This is a genomic window from Photobacterium sp. DNB22_13_2 (assembly GCF_052873915.1).
In genome coordinates, this window is the sequence record NZ_JBNNXU010000240.1 from 1 (window position 1) to 246 (window position 246).

General features: G+C 50.8%; 1 tRNA gene. It reads right to left on the reverse strand.

Annotated elements, in window-relative coordinates:
• Nucleotides 1-2: 2 nt before the first annotated feature.
• Nucleotides 3-75, reverse strand: a tRNA-His gene (locus tag ACVA58_RS28520).
• Between the last annotated feature and the right edge of the window lie 171 nt (nucleotides 76-246).

Genomic DNA, 246 nt, shown 5'->3' on the forward strand with positions numbered 1-246 from the left:
GGGGTGGCTAACGGGATTTGAACCCGCGACAACCGGAATCACAATCCGGGACTCTACCAACTGAGCTATAGCCACCATTGTTTGTGGTTAGTTAAAAGGATGAACTTCCTACTAACCGAATACATCTCTTGGATGTATAAAAGCCTCGCCGTTTCTGACGAGGCTTTCGAAGAGTGGTCGGTGAAGAGGGATTCGAACCCCCGACCCTCTGGTCCCAAACCAGATGCGCTACCAAGCTGCGCTATT